16 protein-coding genes and 2 pseudogenes are annotated in these 17,793 nt (G+C 56.6%); 5 read left to right on the top strand and 13 right to left on the bottom strand.

Annotated elements, in window-relative coordinates; translation table 11 throughout:
- Positions 1-23: 23 nt before the first annotated feature.
- From EXR70_04630 to EXR70_04605, 6 genes and pseudogenes are all read right to left on the bottom strand, one after another.
- On the bottom strand, positions 24-1,100 hold the full coding sequence (locus EXR70_04630; protein MSP37756.1) for a hypothetical protein: 1,077 nt from the start codon (positions 1,098-1,100) through the stop codon (positions 24-26).
- Positions 1,101-1,117: 17 nt separating this feature from the next.
- Complete coding sequence (locus tag EXR70_04625) at positions 1,118-2,101, bottom strand: ABC transporter substrate-binding protein (GenBank protein MSP37755.1); 984 nt, start codon at positions 2,099-2,101, stop codon at positions 1,118-1,120.
- On the bottom strand, positions 2,098-3,621 hold the full coding sequence (locus tag EXR70_04620) for a hypothetical protein (protein ID MSP37754.1): 1,524 nt from the start codon (positions 3,619-3,621) through the stop codon (positions 2,098-2,100). Before EXR70_04620 ends, EXR70_04625 begins: the two co-directional genes overlap by 4 nt.
- 138 nt (positions 3,622-3,759) lie before the next feature.
- Positions 3,760-4,605, bottom strand: a complete 846-nt coding sequence (locus tag EXR70_04615; GenBank protein MSP37753.1) for an enoyl-CoA hydratase/isomerase family protein — start codon at positions 4,603-4,605, stop codon at positions 3,760-3,762.
- A gap of 210 nt (positions 4,606-4,815) precedes the next feature.
- Positions 4,816-4,971, bottom strand: a pseudogene (locus EXR70_04610) (DUF2283 domain-containing protein).
- A 34-nt stretch (positions 4,972-5,005) separates the two neighbouring features.
- On the bottom strand, positions 5,006-5,995 hold the full coding sequence (locus EXR70_04605) for an ABC transporter substrate-binding protein (protein ID MSP37752.1): 990 nt from the start codon (positions 5,993-5,995) through the stop codon (positions 5,006-5,008).
- Positions 5,996-6,140: 145 nt separating this feature from the next.
- On the opposite strand from EXR70_04605, the gene EXR70_04600 reads away from it, so the two are divergent.
- Positions 6,141-6,896 (top strand): hypothetical protein, encoded by a 756-nt coding sequence (locus tag EXR70_04600; protein MSP37751.1) that lies wholly within the window; start codon positions 6,141-6,143, stop codon positions 6,894-6,896.
- Positions 6,897-7,199: 303 nt separating this feature from the next.
- On the opposite strand, the gene EXR70_04595 is transcribed toward EXR70_04600, so the two are convergent.
- From EXR70_04595 to EXR70_04580, 4 genes are all read right to left on the bottom strand, one after another.
- Entirely contained in the window at positions 7,200-7,544 is a 345-nt protein-coding gene (locus tag EXR70_04595) for a hypothetical protein (GenBank protein ID MSP37750.1), read from the bottom strand.
- A gap of 75 nt (positions 7,545-7,619) precedes the next feature.
- A complete protein-coding gene (locus EXR70_04590; protein ID MSP37749.1) occupies positions 7,620-8,618 on the bottom strand; it encodes an ABC transporter substrate-binding protein in 999 nt (332 codons plus the stop codon).
- Between the two features lie 12 nt (positions 8,619-8,630).
- Positions 8,631-9,656 (bottom strand): ABC transporter substrate-binding protein, encoded by a 1,026-nt coding sequence (locus tag EXR70_04585; GenBank protein ID MSP37748.1) that lies wholly within the window; start codon positions 9,654-9,656, stop codon positions 8,631-8,633.
- A 14-nt stretch (positions 9,657-9,670) separates the two neighbouring features.
- Positions 9,671-9,943: a CopG family transcriptional regulator gene (locus EXR70_04580; GenBank protein ID MSP37747.1), complete on the bottom strand. Its 273-nt coding sequence runs from the start codon at positions 9,941-9,943 to the stop codon at positions 9,671-9,673.
- A 340-nt stretch (positions 9,944-10,283) separates the two neighbouring features.
- Between EXR70_04580 and EXR70_04575 the strand changes: the two genes are divergently transcribed.
- Positions 10,284-11,435, top strand: a complete 1,152-nt coding sequence (locus tag EXR70_04575) for an amidohydrolase (protein MSP37746.1) — start codon at positions 10,284-10,286, stop codon at positions 11,433-11,435.
- Positions 11,436-11,466: 31 nt separating this feature from the next.
- Here EXR70_04575 and EXR70_04570 read toward each other — a convergent pair whose 3' ends face one another.
- Together EXR70_04570 and EXR70_04565 are read right to left on the bottom strand one after the other, a co-directional pair.
- Positions 11,467-11,739, bottom strand: coding sequence for a hypothetical protein (locus tag EXR70_04570; GenBank protein ID MSP37745.1), 273 nt, complete (start codon positions 11,737-11,739; stop codon positions 11,467-11,469).
- A pseudogene (locus EXR70_04565) lies at positions 11,726-12,010 on the bottom strand (BrnT family toxin). The gene EXR70_04570 and the pseudogene EXR70_04565 overlap by 14 nt, the downstream one beginning before the upstream one ends.
- A gap of 367 nt (positions 12,011-12,377) precedes the next feature.
- Between EXR70_04565 and EXR70_04560 the strand changes: the two are divergent.
- The 3 genes from EXR70_04560 (at position 12,378) to EXR70_04550 (ending at position 17,032) form a co-directional block, all read left to right on the top strand.
- Positions 12,378-13,589 carry a Gfo/Idh/MocA family oxidoreductase gene (locus EXR70_04560; GenBank protein MSP37744.1) on the top strand — a complete coding sequence of 404 codons (1,212 nt, stop codon included), beginning with the start codon at positions 12,378-12,380 and terminating at the stop codon, positions 13,587-13,589.
- A 148-nt stretch (positions 13,590-13,737) separates the two neighbouring features.
- Positions 13,738-14,718: an amidohydrolase gene (locus tag EXR70_04555; GenBank protein ID MSP37743.1), complete on the top strand. Its 981-nt coding sequence runs from the start codon at positions 13,738-13,740 to the stop codon at positions 14,716-14,718.
- A gap of 88 nt (positions 14,719-14,806) precedes the next feature.
- Positions 14,807-17,032, top strand: coding sequence for a xanthine dehydrogenase family protein molybdopterin-binding subunit (locus EXR70_04550; protein ID MSP37742.1), 2,226 nt, complete (start codon positions 14,807-14,809; stop codon positions 17,030-17,032).
- Between the two features lie 480 nt (positions 17,033-17,512).
- Here EXR70_04550 and EXR70_04545 read toward each other — a convergent pair whose 3' ends face one another.
- Positions 17,513-17,674 carry a YgiT-type zinc finger protein gene (locus EXR70_04545; GenBank protein MSP37741.1) on the bottom strand — a complete coding sequence of 54 codons (162 nt, stop codon included), beginning with the start codon at positions 17,672-17,674 and terminating at the stop codon, positions 17,513-17,515.
- Positions 17,675-17,793: the final 119 nt, after the last annotated feature.

Genomic DNA, 17,793 nt, shown 5'->3' with positions numbered 1-17,793 from the left:
TTTGCCTATTGCCTGATCAGCAGTTACTTCATCGCGTCTTGGACAAACTTTTGCACGAAGGTGATCAATTCGGGCGGCGCGCGCAAAACTTTTTCGCGCAGCTTCTCACCATTCTCGCCGATCTCAAAGCGCGGTTGAAAGCGCATGATTTTTTTTGCTTCGGCGATAAACTCTTCATCCTTGGCGAGCTGCGTGAAGGCGTGGCGCATGGTCAGCACCGCTTCCCTGGGCGAGCCCGGCGGCAAGAGCACCACACGGTTAAGGTTCTGGCTCGCCATGTTGGCCGCCTTGAGCGCTTCGTACTTCATCCCACTCGGCGCCTTGCCGTGGATCTGGGTGTAAATTTCAGTGAAGGAATTGAGTTCGGGATAATCCAGACTCTTGCGCATGTTGCCATCGGGCGAGATCACGTCGTGATAATAAAGCGGCGTCACCATACCGGTCTTGACCATCTGCGGCTCGACCACACCGCGGTATCCGGGAATATTTTCGTCATGGTATTGAATCTCATTGCGCTGCACCGCCAGCCGCGCATCGTTGCTGCTGTTGTAGCCGGTGACGTAATCGTACTTGACCCCAAGCACGTCGAAGGCCAAGCGAAAGCGCAAGTCCTTGTTGCTATCGAAGGACAAGCCGCCGGCGCGAAACCGTTCTGCTTTGATAATGTCGGTAGGTTTCTTGATTCCCGGCGCGACATCGGAACGTATGTAGCAAACCGTCACGCCCTCGACCGATGCGATATAAGGCACCTTCATCAAATCGATGCGCAGGGTCGTGCTCTTCATCATCTGGTGATTATACGGCCCGGTAAAGTAGCCCAGGGTCAAGGCGTCGGGTTTGGCGCGTTCACCGAGAAAATTGATCCCCGTCACGCCGCCGCCGCCGGACATGTTCTGCACGACGATGGTCGGACTGCCGGGAATGAAGCGCGCCAGATGGCGCGCGACGATGCGCCCTTCGATATCGGTCGGCCCGCCGGCGCTGAAGTTGATAAAGAAGGTCACCGTTTTGCCTTGATAGAAAGGCTTCTCGGCTGCATCCACGAGCAGCGTTCCAACGCACAGGATCAAACCCAACATGAAAGGTATGGCTCTGGTCATAATCTTGCCTCCGGAACTTAACGCGGGGTTAATTCTTTCATCGCCTCTTTGAGAATACTTGGATCGACATATTTCGCCGCGTTGGGCAATGGCCCTTTCGACTGCGACGACTCCCAATAAATTTGCAGCGAGGTGGTCAACCCTTCCAAATTGACGCTGGCATCGTTGGGCCAAATCATGTGTTCGATATAATACTCCCAGCCGCGCCGTGCATAGTCCGGCTTGAGATCTATTTGCTTGGCAAGAAATTCCACCGCGGCTTCTTTGTTGTCGTAAAACCAGCGATGCACGCCGATCATCGCTTTCATGAAACGCACCAGCAGTGGACGATTCTTTTCCACCGCCGCGCGCGACACCGAGAAACCTGCGAACTGATAACTCGGCACGACATCGATAATTCTGCCGATCATGGTGAAACCTTGATCGGCGGCGACAAAGTTAAGTGGCACGCCGAGAGCCGCCGCTTGCACCTGACCGGCGTTCAATGCCGCCAGAGTCGGTCCCGCGCTGCCGGTGGCCAGGATGTGATAGTCGCGGCCGAATTCGAAGCCTTTGGCTTTCATATAGCGGCGCAGCGCCACGCCCAGTCCCGCCGTCGCGCTGGTCGCGCCGATAGTCGCGCCGCGCAGATCGTTGAGCGTTTTGTACTGCTTCGGCGCCATGATTACCTGCGACAATCCATTGATCGTGCCGCCGATCAGCGACAACTCGACGCCGCGTTCCACCGCGGCGATATGCGCATCGGTGCCGGAAGCCGACACGAAAACCGAGCCGCCCATCAACGCCGACAACGATTTGTCCGCGCCGCGCACGACCACGACTTGTCCTTCAAGCCCCTCGCGCTCCATGAAGCCGAGCTTCACCGCCGCGAACATCGGCCCATAGCCGAGGCTCTTGCTGGAAATACTGATGGGAAATTTGATTTTCGCTTGACCTGAGACGTCCCCCGGCTGGCAAACCGCGGCGAATAGAATCGAGCTTATGAGCAAAAACGATTTCATTGCTGCGCCAGAATCAATTCCTTCAACTTCACTTTATTCACCTTGCCCACTTCGGTGTGCGGCAAGCTATCGCGGAACTGCACCGACTTGGGCACTTTGTATGCCGACAGCCGTTCTTTGCAAAAGCCCAACAACGCTGCCTCCGTCATCGCCGCACCTGGTTTCAAAACGATCACAGCCTTCAAAGCTTCGCCCCACTGGCGATCGGCAACGCCGATCACCGCCGCTTCGAGAATATCGGGGTGCGAATAAATCACGCTTTCGATCTCCAGCGGGTAAATGCTGATGCCGCCGCTCTTCACCATGTCTTTCTTGCGGCCTGAGACAAACAGATAGCCTTCTTCATCGAAGTAACCGAGATCGCCGGTGTAGAACCAACCGTCCTTGAACGAAGCGTTCGTCGCTTCGGGATTCTTATAATAGCCATGCGTCGCCAGTGGACTCTGGCAGATAATCTCGCCGACATCGCCGACTTTAACCGGCTTGCCATCGTCGTCGACAATCCGCAAATCGACGCACCACACCGGCCGTCCAGCGGCGGCGGCCTTTTCGCCCATGTCGCCCGGCTTGGAGATCGCCATCTGGCCGGAATCTGTCGACGCGTAGGTGCGATAAATGTTCGGCGTCAGATTTTGCTTTAGCGCTTCGAGCACCGCCGGATGGACTTTGCCGCCGGTGATCGCCAGACAACGGAGCGAGCTGGTGTCGTACTTTTTCGATTCAAGCACATGCAGCATGCGCTCGCACATCACCGGCACGGCGCCGACGTAGGTTACTTTTTCCCGGTCGATGGTTTTGAGCACTTCCTCGGCGTCGAAGCGCTCGTGCAAAATCATCGTCCCGCCGAAATAAATAATCCCCAGCGTAAACGAGCGACCCGCGTTGAAATAAATCGGCGAGGAGAGAATCGCCGTGTCATGAGCGCCAAGCCCTTTCTCGATAGCGTTGTTGATGCAGTGAAAAACAAATGTCCGCTGAGTCGCCAAGCAGCCCTTGGGAAAACCTGTGGTGCCAGAAGTGAGCAAGACCGCGAACGGATCGTCTTCATCGACGTGAACATCCGGCTCATCCGCGCTTTGGCCATCGAGCAATCCGCCATACGAAAGATCGCTGGACAACGCCACCGCCTTGAGATGTGAAAGATCCTTAAGCTCTTTCGCTTTGTCGAACTCGGTTACGCAGTCTTCCTGCAGAATAATGAAGCGTGGCTCCAGCGCGGCGACCACCGAAGCCAACTCCAGCGCCTTCCACTTGACGTCGAGCGGAATCGCCAGCGCGCCGATCTTCGCCGTGGCAAAAATAATTTCCAAATGCTCGATGCGATTGCCCACCGCCAAAGCCACCGCATCGCCGCGCTTCACGCCGATGGCAAGCAAACCATGCGCGAGCTGATTCACGCGAGCATTGAGATCGCCATACGAAATCGCGCGAAAACGATCCTGCGCCGCGATCTTGAGCGGAAACTTCCAAGCGTTGCGGCGCAAGCCGTCGCCCATCAACATTGGGATACTTGTTCCCATATTTCTCTATCCACCACCGTTGCAGCAAGCGAGTCGTTTAGTGCTTCGAGTGAAGCGGGGCGTGAGGCGGAAGGCGTGAGGAGCGAGGAAGAAACTCGATCGGATTCCTACTCGTGCCTCAAGCCTCGCGCCTCGTGCCTATCTTCCCTTCCAATTCGCCGGCCGCTTTTCGACGAACGCCTTGGGACCTTCCTTGGCGTCTTCGGTTTGCATCACCATGCTTTGTAGGTCGGACTCGTAGCGGATGCCTTGCTCCAGCGGCATGTCGAGACCTTTGTAGATCGCTTCCTTGATATAGCGCAGCGCCAGCGGTGCGCCTTTGAGGAATGACTGGGCCATTTTTTCGCCAGCTGGGATCAATTGGTCGTAGGGAACTAGTTGGTTCACCAAACCGATGCGGTAGCATTCCGCCGCGTCGTACAATTCACCGGAAAGACAAATCTCCAACGCTTTGGGAAGACCGACCAAGCGCGGCATGCGCTGCGTACCGCCGGAACCAGACATAAAACCCAAGCGCACTTCGCTCACGCCCAAGCGCGCGCCTTCGGCGGCGATACGAATGTCGCACGCCAAACTCATCAACAAGCCCGTGCCGACGGTATAACCGTGCAACAACGCGATGGTGATCTTATTCATCGCCGCAATCGCCGGCGCCGGCGTGCCGGGAATCGCGTTGTGCTTTTCCTGGCGCGCCACTAGCGGCGACGCCGGCTCCGCCGTGCCGGCTTCATTGGATTTCACGCGATCTTTAATATCGCCACCGACGGAAAACGCCCGCTCGCCGTTGGCCTTGAAGATCACCACCTGAACGTTGCGATCCTCCTCGGCGTCGCGGCAATAACCGACGATCGACTTCACCATGTCGCGATTCACCGCGTTCAACGACTCCGGCCGATTGAGTGTGATCCAAGCGATCTTGTCTTTGACTTCGTATAAAACTTTATCGTCTGCCATTGATGCCTCCAAGCCAACCGGGCGCAGCATGCTGCGCCCCTACTGTTTTGCCTATTGCCTGATGCCTATTTTCGTTTCCACACCGGCGCGCCCGCCGAATTAGTGCGTTATGGACTATGTCGCCTATTATTGGAGTTGAACGTTCAGGGCCTGCTCGAAAAGTCTCGCCGCGTTGAATGAGCCATTCGCCGGAAAATCAGAACGGCCCGTTAGCAGTTGGGGAAAATTCTTTGCGAAGTTTATGATGGTCAGTCCGATCGCCTGCCCGGACTTCGGATGCAGCCTCAGAACAAAACTTTCGCCAATCTCAATCGTTTTTGCTTTCTGTGGTTTGCCGACTGATAAATACAAGACATCGGCTTCACGGTCAAAGTGGAATCGAACTTCTTTTAGCATCGTCGTCACCCTTAGCGCTTGGAAAAACCTGCGATCACTGAATCACCCTAGTCGCCTTCATCAGCGTCCACTGCGGTAACGTCAGGCCGATCTGATCCGCGGTCTTTTTGTTGATCACGAACTCAAACCTCATCGGCTGCTCCACGGGCAGTTCGGCGGTCTTGGTTCCCTTTAGGATTCGGTCCACGAAATATGCGACGCGCCGGTAGCTGTCCGCTTCGTCCGCCCCGTAGTACATGAGTCCGCCGGCCTCGACAGCTTCACTTCTGCCGTACATCGACGGTAACCGGTACTTTAATGCAAGGCCCGCGATCCGTTTTTGGTTAGCAAATATTAGCCGGCCCGCGGGCACGTAGAGTCCATCCGGTCGCTGCTTGCCCATTGCGGCAAAAACCTTCTCGAAATCGTCCGTGCCTCGTACCTCCCAAGGCTGAATAGTCACCTTCAGCGCACGCGCCGCCACTGGGAGAACCTTTTTTACCTCATGTACACTGGGCGGAACTGCCGGCTCGTAGAGAACCCCGACACGAGCAAGTTTCGGAACGGCTTCTTTGAGCAGCTCCAGCCGCTTCCCGCTTAGTTCTATCGAAAGGGTTGTAATCCCGGTGACGTTGCCGCCGGGACGGGCAAGGCTGTCAACGAAACCTGCCTCGATAGGATCGGTCGCACCGCCCGTCATTACGATGGGAATTGTCTTGGTCGCATTCTTGGCCGCCTGGATCCCAATGTCCCCTCCTACCAAGATGATATCGACCTTGAGACGCACCAGCTCGGCCGCAAGGTCCGGGAGCCGATCGCGCTTATTCTCCGCATATCGGTATTCGGTGGCGAGGTTCTGTCCTTCTACATAGCCACGCTCGCGCAGAGCCAGGCGAATTGCCTCGGCACGAGTGGACTCAAAAGCTGGCTCGAACGTCGATAGATATCCTATCCGTGAGATTTTCTTCGGCTGCTGCGCCCGAGCTGCAACGGGAAGCGCTACGAGCATCGAGCAAAAAACTCGCCGAGTGATTTCTTTGTCCATGGAGTTTTTCCCTTACCCTATTATGGAACAACCAAGCGGGACACAACTATTCAAACTACTTACCACCGCCCCGTGATTTCATTCAACCATTTGGCAAACATTTACCAACTAGACATTCTTTATCCGCTGCGATAGATGCAGGCTCATGAAGCCCGACGCATTTATCGACGAACTGTGGAGCTACGCCGCCGAGGTGCCGATGGAGCAGCATCCTTGGTTCGACGGCATCATCAAGCATCGCTGGACCAAGGAGCAAATTATTCTCGGCGAAGTGCAGCACTATCTGCGCGTGCGCACCAATCCGATCTTCTTCGGCCACATGGCGATCAACGCCGTGTCGGCGAAAGAATATGAAGTGATGGCCACCGTGCTGGAAAACTTCATGGAGGAGTTGGGTGGCAAGCTTACCCACGTCGACATCATGTTGCAGTTTCTCGAAGAAGGCGGCATCTCGCGCGAACAAGCGGACAACGCCGAACCAGCGCCGGGAACTCTGGCGGCCATCGAAATGATCGTCGGCTGTTGCCAACGCCGCTCGGCGCTCGAAGGCGTCGCCATGCTCGCCTTCGTCGAGAGCCAGCTCGGCGGCGCGGGAAAAATCTCCGAGAAGGTTTATCGCGAACTGACCGGCCACTATGGCTTCTCACCGCGCGCCGCGGCCACCTATCAACTCCACGCCGCCCAAGACGAAGGCCACGGCAGCCGGCAGATCGACGCCATCCGCCAACTCGCCTCCGACGAAGCGACGCAATATAAAATCCGCGCCGCGGTAAAGCTTGGACTGACGGCTTTCACTTTGGAATGGGACGGCCATGTTCAAGCGATGACGGGAAAGAGAGAATTCTGGAGCGGCGTGGCGGATTTGAACTTACGTCAGCTAAAAGTAATTTTCACCAAGTAGAATCGATCCCGAATCACCCCCATCTTAATCTTCCCCCGTCGAGGGGGAAGAAAAAGATTCGAAACGGATCTCAGATCGGCCACTCCTTCGGCAGCTCTTTCCGAAGCTTTTTATATTCGGCATCGTCACCGTGCTCGGTGCGCAAACGTTCGAGCGCCGCGAGGACATCATGCTGCGCCATTTTAACCGCGTTTGAGACCATACCCGTGGTCTCTTCGAAGCCGACGCCTCAATTGCTATGTCAGCCACGCATCCGTTTGAGAATGTAAAGATCGTCTTCCTTGCTCGCCATGTCGGTTGACCTCAATTCGGGATTCCGGAAAATCCAATTCTCTGTGTCGTGATCAGCTCGGTCGCCGCTGCCGGCGCGCCGGCGGCATTGACTTTTACGCGGATGCGCACAAAAATCCGCCATGCCGCACCGCGCCACTGGCAATGAATAATAACGAAGGCGTTTTCCGTCACCAGTCCCGCCGGTTCGTCGCAATCCACGTGACTTATGAACTCCTTGGTTGCGCCCGCTGCCAATTCAAACGCCGGAGCGAAAGACCGCTCAGCCGCTTTGAACTTCCCGTGGGGCAAGCGCACCGAGATGATTGTTAAAGCATCCGCCGCCAGATTGCTCACACTCCAGACGATGCGCCACAACTTTGCCGGCGCGGCGCGCTCGCACGCTACTTGCCGCAAGGTCAGCTTCGGCTCTACTATCGATTCCGCCACGGCCTACTTGAGCCGCCCCTCGGCGCGCAGTTCTTGCTGAGCGGTTTTTAAAACACGGTCGTTAAGCACGCGCTCGAGGGTAAACTTGGCATCGACCAGACCGGCGCGCTTGTCTTCATCGAGCATGAACTGAAAACCAGCAAGGTTAAACGAAAGATCTGCGGAAAAGGCCGGCACAAAAAGGTCGTAAGCCTGGTTGACGATATCCGGCTCGCCTTGAAGTCCGCCCTCGTATCCGGCTTTGATCGCGTCGGCTTTGTTGGATTTGGCGTGCTGCATGCCAAGCAGCAATGCTTTTAGAAATCGCTTGGCGGTATCCGGCGTTTTCACCAGCACATCATTGCGCGTGACGACGATACTTTGTGGAATGTTCAAACTGTCGCCCATGTTGGCGATCATTGGATAGCCGAGACGCAGCAGTCTTACGGTGTCTTCCGGCGAAAACGGCGCCGCGGCAATGATACCCTTTTCCAAAGCGCTAATGCGCCCACTGCCGCCGCCGACGGCGCGCAGCGTCACATCCTTGTCCGGATCGATGCCCTTGACGCGCAGAAACGTTCTCATGGCAAAGTCGGAAAACGCCCCCGCGCCGGTGATGCCGATAATCTTCCCTTTCAAGTCTTCGAGGCTGCGCGCGGCTCGGCCGCCAATCAACTGAAACGTCGTCGCGTTGGCGATGGAAGCGATGATCGACACCTCTAGACCACGCGCTCGGCTGCGCATCACGGCCTGCGCACCGCCGATCTCGGCGAAGTTCACGTCGCCCGACGACAACGCCGCCAATGCCATCGGCCCGCCGCGCACGAAGTTCGGCTGGATTTCGAGACCTTGCGCTTTGAAAAAGCCGCGCGCCAACGCCACGCGAAACGGCAGCTCGCTGTTCCAAGCCAAGCCGGTGAAAACGACCGGGAGATTTTTCTTTTCCTGGGCGGAGACCAGCGATGCGACCGATAGGGCCATCAGGACCGATGTCAAGATTCGAATCGCCAAAGTTCTGCGCATGATGACCGCCACTTACTGTCTCAGCTTGCCCTCGGCGCGAAGTTCCTGCTGGGCGATTTTTAAAATGCGGTCGTTGATCACTCGGTCCAAGGTAAAGTTTTTGTCGACCAAGCCGGCGCGAATATCTTCGTCAAGCATCTGCTGGAGTCCCGCGGTGACGATCGAAAGATCAGCCGTCAAACCGGGCGAGTAAAGATCCCACGCGGCGCTGACGATTTCCGCATCACCTTGCAATCCGGCATCGTATCCCGCCTTGATCGCCTCTTTTTTGTTGAACTTGGCCAGCTGCATCCCTTGGATGTAGCCCTTGAGCACCCGTCTGCTCATGTCGGGATATTTTTCCAAAACTTCATTGCGCGTGACGATAATATTCTGCGGAATGCCCAGCGATTCGCTCAAGTTGCTGATCACCGAATAGCCGGCTTTGATCAGCCGAACGCCATCCTCCGGTGAGAACGGCGCCGCGGCGATAATCCCTTTCTCGATGGCCGCCGCGCGCAGCACGGTGCCGCCGATGGCCCTGAGCGTAACGTCCTTGTCCGGATTGATGTTGTGCTTCTTGAGGAACGCTTTCATGGCGAATTCCGAGTAGGTGCCGGCGCCGGTGACGCCGATCATTTTGCCCCGAAGATCCTCCACCGTGCGGGTCTGTTTGTTGCCGAGCAAGATATAGTTAGTCGTACTCGAAGTGCAGCCGACGATGGCCAGATCCAAGCCCCGCGATCGGCTACGAAAAACCGCCTGGGCGCCGCCGATGCTGGCGAAATCGACCTCGCCCGAAACCAGAGCCGAAATCGCCGCCGGCCCGCCGCGAATCAAGATCGGCTCGATCTGCAACCCTTGCTGCTTGAAGAAGCCGCGCGCCAACGCCGCGCGGAAAGGAATCTCGCTGTTCCACGCCAAGCTGACGAAGACCATGCGGATATTCTTCTTTTCCTGCGCCAACGACAGTCCAGCGCTGAGAATCACGACGAGAAAGCACACCGCGACCTGTGACAATGTCCGAATAACCATTACTCCATCACTCCAATACTCCATCTCCCCACGCGTCTTCACCGTTTCGCGTACACCGCGGTCTTACCGTCTTTGTCGAAAGTATAAACCGTGTAGGGCTCCGGCTTGCCGCCTTCCATGCCCGGCGAACCGATCGGCATGCCAGGGACGGCGAGACCAAGAACGGCCGGCTTTTCTTTGAGTAGTTTATCGATCACATCCGCCGGCACGTGACCTTCGATCACATAACCATCGATCACCGCGGTATGACAGGAGCGCAATTTCTCAGGAACCTTGTGCTTGATCTTCACATCGACGAGCTTGCTGCTCATGACATTTTTCTTCTCGATTTTGAAACCATTCGCTTGCAGGTGCCCGACCCACCCCGAGCAGCAGCCTCAGCCGGGGTCTTGGTAGACCGTGATCGACTTTGCCGCGGCCTTGCTCGGCCCTTGGCCGAATACCGAGCCGCCGACGAAAAAATTCAAGATTAGAAATATTGCACACAACAACTGCATGGTCTCTCCCACCGCAAAACAATTTAACAGATACGTTGACACAAATGCGAGCGCTGATGTATCGATCGTCAATCGGCACAGACCGATCGCAATGGCGTAGGGGCAAGGCGCGCCTTGCCCATCCTCGCCCCAGACAATAAGTTTGAAAATCGATATGAAGGAGATTCAGATGACCAAAAACGGCATGAAAGTTTTAGATAGCGACATGCATCTGATGGAGCCGGTGGATTTGTGGGATCGCTACATCGACGGCAAGTTCAAAGCCATCGCGCCGCGCGGTCTGACCAGCGAGAACGTTCGCGATCTGCGCATGGCCCACCCCGACGGTCGGCCGTGGGGCATCTACCGATCAAAGACTAACGCGCGCAGCGGCGCACCCAACCGCGGCCGCAATTTCACCAAGAACCAAGATATTTATCGCGATCACTCCGAGCGCGCTTGGAGCGCCGAAGTGCAGCTCGAAGCCATGGACATCGAAGGCATCGACGTCGCCGTGCTTTACCCGACCCGTGGCTTGAACGTCTTGAGCGAACCGCATATGGAGCCCAACTTCGCCGCCGCCTTGGCGCGCGCCTACAACAACTGGCTCTACGATTTCTGCGCGAAGAATCCCAACCGCCTGCTCGGCGCCGGCATGCTTTCGACCTTCGACATCGACGATGCCGTCAGCGAAGCCAAACGGTGCGTTAAAGAACTGGGCTTCCGCGCGGTTTTCTTGCGTTCAAATATTCTCAACGACCGCAATTGGCATGACGCTTATTACGAACCGTTATGGAACACTCTGGAAGAGCTTGCCGTGCCCGTCGGCTTTCACGAGTCGTCTTCCTCGGCCGGGCGCCAGACCGGCGATTGGTTCGAGCCCAACTTCATGTTGCGCCGCGCCGTCGCCCAACCGATGGAACAGATGCTCGGCCTGGTCGCTGTCTGCTCCGGCGGCGTGCTCGCCCGTCATCCCAAATTGCGCGTGGCGTTTCTTGAAGCCAACTGCACTTGGCTGCCGTGGCTGTTGTGGCGTTTGGACGAAGGCTGGGAGCGCGAAGGCGATGTCTGGGCACCCGAAATGACGATGAAACCGAGCGACTATTTCAAACGCCAAGTCTTCGTCTCCGTCGAACCCGACGAAGCCGGCGTCAAATATGTCATCGACTACATCGGCGCCGACCGCTTGGTCTTCTCCACCGATTATCCCCACGGCGATTCCAAATATCCCCACGCCGTGGAATGTTTTCTTGAACTAAAAATCACCGACGCCGATAAACGGAAGGTACTTTGGGACAATTGTGCGGAGTTTTATAAGGTAAGTTGAGAGATGGGACTATTAACCGCGTTCCGCCGCCCTATCTTGTGGCCGATACTTTCTCAGTCAGCCAGACATTGATGAGAGTCTCGGTTGAGACGCCTTGTTTGCGGGCGCAGACGATTAACTTTTTGGCAAGCCCCGGCTCCAATGCTGTCAAGAAAACCCGGCGGCGGATATCAACGTCAGCTTTTACTTCCCGGGTCTGGTCCAAGTAGTCCGTTAAATCATGACTGTCCCAAAAAGCCGACGCGGTGGCCACGTTCTTGAAGTGCTTTGGAATGGAATCTCGCGCATTGCTATTTTTTGGCATAACATTTTTTTTCCTTCCTGGTCATGTTCCTGGCGCTGATAATCAAAGCTTCTCCCGTCCTCTTGTACACAAAGTAAACGATAAGGCAACGTCCCGCCGCCGTTCTGCCCAACGCCGCATACAGGTCTTCACCGGCCACGTCTCCGGTCTCAATAAAACGGAAACGCCGTACAGAGCGCAAGGCGTCTTCAACCTCATCGGTCGTTAGATTATGCTTCCGCGCCAGCTTGCCAACGATTTCTCTGAGCTAGATCACCCCTGTGACTTTCATTGGAGATAAGTATGCATGGAAAATATTGCCGAATGCAATGCACGCTCGCAACAGAACTACATACTGGCGTGTGTGTGTCGTTGTCCAAGTTTCCCGCTGTCAATCTTCTTGAAAAGTGTCAATTAAAAGTAGATAGCAGCGATCCAACGGCGAAGCCCCCAGGTTGTGGTTCAGTTTGTTTTTAACATCGCATCTCACTGTAGGGGCCGACCTGCGTGTCGGCCCTCCGAACGGGCGGACACACAGTTCTACCGGCTAATGGACGCCCCTTCAGGCGAAACTGAACCACTACCAGCGCCCACAATTGCTTGCGGCAGGGTGCGACTCCTGGTAACTAAAGAGGCGTTCCCACAACGAAAGTAGAAATATGGCTAACGAAACTCCAATTAGAAAGCTCAAGCTCGGCATCGTCGGCATCGGCGTCGGCGCCTCGGAGATCTTGCCGGCGATGGAGCAAATCCCGGAGTTCGAACTGGCGGCGGCGGCGGATGTCAATCCGCGTGTGCTCGAAATCTTTCGCCAGCGCTACGGCGCCAAAACCTATGACAGCGTCGAAAAAATGTGCGCCGATCCCGATGTCGAAACGGTTTGGATATCGACGCCCAATCGCTTTCACGCCGCCCACACGATCATCGCCGCCAACGCCGGCAAACACGTTGTCGTCGAAAAACCCATGGCAATCTCGTTAGCCGAAGCGGAAAAGATGATCGAGGCGACGATCAAGAATAAAATCAAATTACTCTGCGGCCATACCCAAAGCTTCGGCCCGCATATTAGAACCATGCGCAAGATTATCCGCTCCGGCGAACTCGGCCGGCTGTGCGCGATGCATGTGTGGGCCTACACCGATTGGATGCTGCGGCCGCGCACGGCGGACGAACTCGACATCAACCAAGGCGGCGGCGTGCCCTACCGCCAAGGGCCGCATCAGATCGACACCTTGCGTCTACTCGGCGGCGGCATGGTGCGCAGCGTGCGCGGTTCGACTGGATCGTGGTTCAAAGGCCGGCCGATTCCCGGTTACTATTCCGGCTTCATGGAATTCGAAGACGGCACGCCGGCAACTTTGATGCACAACGGCTACGGCTATTTTCTCGCCTCTGAATTGGTCCCATGGGGCGGACAGAACAGCCGCTACAGCGAAGCCGAACGCGCCGCCGTGCGCAAATCGTTGCTCGACGGCACGCGCGATGAAAATGCCGACAAAGACGCCATGCGCATCGGTGGCGCCAACGAAAGCGAAATCCGCGACCGCAGCAAAGTAAAACCATGGCTGCCCAACGATCTCGGCATCCTGGTCGCGACATGTGAAAAAGGCGACATCCGCCAGTCCCAATACGGCCTATTCGTCCACAGCGACGAGGGCACCAAGGACGTGCCGCTCATCGGCGGCGGCGGTCCGTCGCGCCGCGCCGAGCTGATGGAACTTTACAACGCCGTGGTCCTCGACAAACCGATTCGCCACACCGGCCCCTGGGGCATGGCGACGTTGGAAGTTTGCCTGGCGATCATCGAGTCGGCTAAACAAAGAAAAGAGATTTTTTTAAAGCACCAAGTGCCGGCGCCTGAAGACGATTAACGACGCTCCCAATTCCGTCATTCCGGCGCAGGCCGGAATCCAGGGATGGCGGGGCGGGCACCAGGATGGATGCCGGCCTGCGCCGGCATGACAAAAACACAATTGACACTCCACAACTAGAAACCCATCAGACCCAATAGGAGGCATAATGCATAACGGACAAATCACCGTTGACGTTCACGGTCACATGACCACACCCGCGGTGTTTCGTCAGTTTCTCGCCGAACTCGTCTCGCAAAACACGCCCAATCGCAAACTCGACATGAGCGACGAACAGTTGGAAGCCGCCCAGCAGCGCCATTTAAAATTCATGGACGATCGCGGCATCGACGTCCAGCTGATCGGCCCGCGCCCCATCGCCATGTGGCACTGGATGCGGCCGTTCCTGCAAGAGTTCTGGGCGCTGACGACCAACAATGTGATCGCGCGCATCGTTAAATTGCATCCTGACCGCTTCCGCGGCATGGCCCAGCTACCGCAATGCCGCGATCAGGACACGCGCTTCTGTCTCCCCGAGTTCGAACGCTGCATCAAGGAATTAAATTTCGTCGGCGCCTATCTGAATCCCGATCCGGCCGGCGACAAACAGACGCCCGGCGTGCATGAAGAGTACTGGCACCCGCTTTATGACAAAGCCGTGCAACTCGATGTCCCGCTGATGGTCCATCCATCGACGACCTTCGACCGGCGCTTGGAAATCATTCCGGCCAACTATCAGATGAACAATTATCTCGAAGAGTTCGTCGCCATGCAGCTCTACAGCCACAGCAAGATATTTCAGACCTTTCCGAAATTGAAAATCGTCATCTGCCACTGCGGCGGAGGACTCAACCGCTTCATCGCCAACGACCATCACGTCGGCCAGGGCGATTTCAGCAAGAACCTATTTTTCGACTCCTGCGTCTACGACGTGAATTATCTCGAAGCCGCCATCAAACAGCGCGGCGTCGATCAAGTTCTCTTCGGCACCGAATCCCCCGGCTCCGGCGGCGCCATTCGCAAAGACACCGGCAAAGCGTCCGACGACATGATCCCGGTGATCGACAGCCTGGGTTTCTTGAGCGCCGAGGACAAGCTGAAAATCTTTCAGAAGAATCCATTGAAGGTTTTTACCAAGGTAAAGATCTAACGCTTGGAGTAATGGAGTACTGGAGTGATGGGTTCCGAACCCCAACACTCCAGTACTCCAACACTCCAACTCTGTTCCGGAGGACTGGATGGCCTACAAAAGCGTCAACCGAGCAGTTCCCCGCATCGAAGGTGCGGATAAAGTTTCCGGCAACATGCGCTATGCCGCCGATCTGAAGTTTCCCAATGCCTTGGCGGCGAAGATTCTGCGCACTTCGTTGCCTCATGCGCGCATTGTCAGCATCGACACTAGTAAAGCGGCGAAGCTGCGCGGCGTGCGTGCTATCATCACCGGCGCCGACGTCAAAGGCGTGATGGTCGGACTGCGCATGAAGGACATGCCGCTGCTGGCCGACGCCAAAGTACGTTACGCCGGCGAGCCGGTGGCCGCCGTCGCCGCGGATAGCGACGAGATCGCCGAAGAGGCGTTGAATCTGATCGACGTAGAATATCAGCAACTGCCTTTCGTCACCGATCCGGTTGAGTCCACCAAAGTGGGGGCGCCGGTATTGCATGACAACCCCAAGGTCTACAAGAACGCGCCCGACTGCGCGATCGATCTGCCCAACGTGCAGTCCTACGGCAAGTGGTCCAACGGCGATGTCGACGCCGGCTTCAAAAAAGCCGCGCGGGTTTTCGAACATACCTTTCGCACGCCGCTGGGCTTTCACGGCTACATCGAACCCCACGCTTGCACGGTGCAAGTCCACGACGACGGCCGAGTCGAAATCTGGGCGTCGAACAAGGCGCCCTTCTCGCTACGCACACGCTTCGCCCGCGATGTCGGCATCGAAGAGTCGAAGGTCAACGTTCAAATTCTTCCCGTCGGCGGCGATTTCGGCGGCAAGACTTCCGTTGCCGAAGCACCGATCTGTTATTTCCTCGCCAAGAAAACCGGCAAAGCCGTGCGCCTGGTTTTAGAATACACCGAAGAAGTGACGGCGATCTCGCATCGCCATCCGGCGGTGATCACGCTGCGCACGGGCGTCGACGGCGAAAATAAAATTTGCGCCATGGCGATCAAAGCGGTGTTCAGCGGCGGCGGCTACGCGGCGTTGAAAGCCAACGCCGAAGTCACCGTCCAAGGGCCGCGGCGCGCCGCGAGCTACTATCGCTTTCCGGCGATCCAAGTCGAAACTTTGTGCGCCTACACCAATCAAGTTCCCTGCACTCAGACGCGCACGCCGGGCAGCCCGCAGACGACCTTCGCCGTCGAATCGCAGATCGACATCATCGCCCGCGAACTCGGCCTCGATCCGGTTAAGTTTAGAATGTTAAATCTGCTCAATGCCGGCGACCCGACGCCCTTCGGACAAAAACTCCAAGGCATCGTCGTCAAGGAAACCCTGAGCAAGGCGTTAGAAGTTTCCGGCTGGAATAAACCGAAGGCGAAGAATGTCGGCCGCGGCGTCGCCGTTTACGAGCGTCCCTCAGGCGCGGGAAAATCCGGCGCGGCGATCACCGTCGCGAGCGACGGCAGTCTGAGCGTTCACCTCGGCGTGCCCGATGTCGGCCCCGGCATTCATACGGTTGTCCAGCAAATCGTCAGCGAAGTCCTCGACCTGCCGCGCGATCGCGTCAGCGTGCGCGTCGGCGACACCGACAGCTCGCCCTACGACTCCGGCACCGGCGGCAGCAAGTCGACCAACAGCGTCGGCACTGCCGCCTATCAAGCGGTCACGGAATTGAAAGAAAAGTTGCTGGTTCTGGCGGCGGCAAAGTTTGGCTGCAAGCGCGAGCAGATTGAAGAAGTGAAAGGCCGCTACAACGTGCCAGGACAGAAGCCGATGTCGTGCACCGACATGATCCGCGGCGCCATTGCGCAAAACGGCGGCGCGCTGACGCACTTGAGCATCTACGAACCGGCGCGCGCGCCGATCACGTCGTTTGCCGCTCAAGTCGCCGAAGTCGAAGTCGATCTCGGTACCGGCCAAGTGAAAGTCACCAAGCTCACCACCGTGCACGACTCCGGGACAGTATTGAATCACTTGAGCTACACCGGCCAGATCGACGGCGGCATCATCAACGGCATGGGCTTCGCCTTGATGGAAGATAACTCTCTAGTCGACGGCAAAATGCCGACGGTCAACCTCGGCGAGTTCAAGATGGCCTGCATCGCTGACGTGCCGAAGCTAACGACATTTCTGATGGAAACCCCCGCAGGCCCAATCCCCTACCAAGGCAAAGCGATCGCGGAAATTCCCAACGTGCCGACGGCAGCAGCGATCGCCAACGCGGTGCAGGATGCGTGCGGCGTGAGGATTGTCGATCTGCCGATCACGGCGGAGAAGGTTTATGCCGCATTGAAACGATAGAAACGGAATCTTCGGAGCTATCGTTAGACTAATAGTGGGCGAAAATGAGAATCGAATATTTGCCGGACGGTGCACTAGACTGTCCCATCCTACGTATTTTCGATTTCGACTGGACGCAAGCGGAACTGTTTAGGCAAGATATCTTGCGCCTGGCAACCGGACAATTGACAACTCTTTGCTTAAACCATCTAGCAATGGTCGAGCCGGTCAATCACTGCCAAATCTGTTTCCGGGCAGACACATGCGATCTAGGACTCACCCAAGCCAAGGGTGCAAACGATTTTCATTGCGCATTAACAGCTGCAACGTGGCGTCAGGTTGCTGACTTGATAGCGCCGTTTTGCACGCCGCGGGATCACAGCGGCACGTACCAGTGGCTGGATGAAACAAGCGAAATCTCCCTGCTATTCTCGCCGAACGGGAGTTGGTGAGTTCGAGTATCGTCGGATGTGGTGAACGAAGCGAACCACATCGAGTACATCAAGCGACTCTTAATTCACGGACGGGAACTTGTAAGATCTCTTTCGGCTTGCGCTTGGACCGGGCGACCCTCTCCATCGCTTTGACGATGGCCGCCTTAAAATACTGTTCACCACAATTCTGACAAACACCCGGGGGAACGTTCTTGATGACCGTCACCATAGTCTCGCCCCAACGATAGTCGCGGTAATCTTTTTCTCCGTAACAGCTCCCTCACAGAAGTGGCACTTGTGATAAACCCTACGCATCGTCATTCCCTTCGTTTGCGATATTTATCAGAC

It is taken from the genome of Deltaproteobacteria bacterium (assembly GCA_009692615.1).
Lineage (GTDB): Bacteria > Desulfobacterota > Binatia > UBA9968 > UBA9968 > DP-20.
Note: the sequence above shows the minus strand (reverse complement) of the source record. Positions and strands in the feature narration are given on the sequence as shown.